1 protein-coding gene is annotated in these 374 nt (G+C 44.5%); it reads left to right on the top strand.

Annotation, left to right across the window (positions count from 1 at the left end; all coding sequences use genetic code 11):
* The coding region (locus tag A3735_RS10185) for an NAD(P)H-hydrate epimerase (protein ID WP_197485829.1) at positions 1-374 on the top strand (374 nt) is incomplete at both ends.

Raw genomic sequence — 374 nt, 5'->3', positions numbered from 1 at the left:
GAAATTTAGCTTCAATATACTATTAGAACGATTCCNCAACTGCCAGAAAGTCACAGTATTATGCGGCAGTGGAAATAATGCCGGAGATGGCTATATTGTCGCTGCGCTAGCCAAAGCTTATGGAATTGCATGTAATGTCTACTTTCTTTCGCCTCCAGATAAACTTGTCGGTGATGCGCAAAGTGCATACCAGATGTGCTTAGCAGAAAACGTAAGCTGCGACCACTACTCAGACAAAAGTCTAGCATCAGAGACCGACAATCACATTATCGTCGACGCTCTATTAGGTACCGGTCTTAACTCCCCTGTCAGAGGCCTGTATGCTGACGCTATTGAAGCAGCAAATAAATCTACTGCCCCGATATTAGCGATTG

The organism is Oleiphilus sp. HI0061 (genome assembly GCF_001635675.1).
The sequence above is the reverse complement of the archived record's forward strand: the minus strand, read 5'-3'. Positions and strand labels throughout refer to the sequence as shown.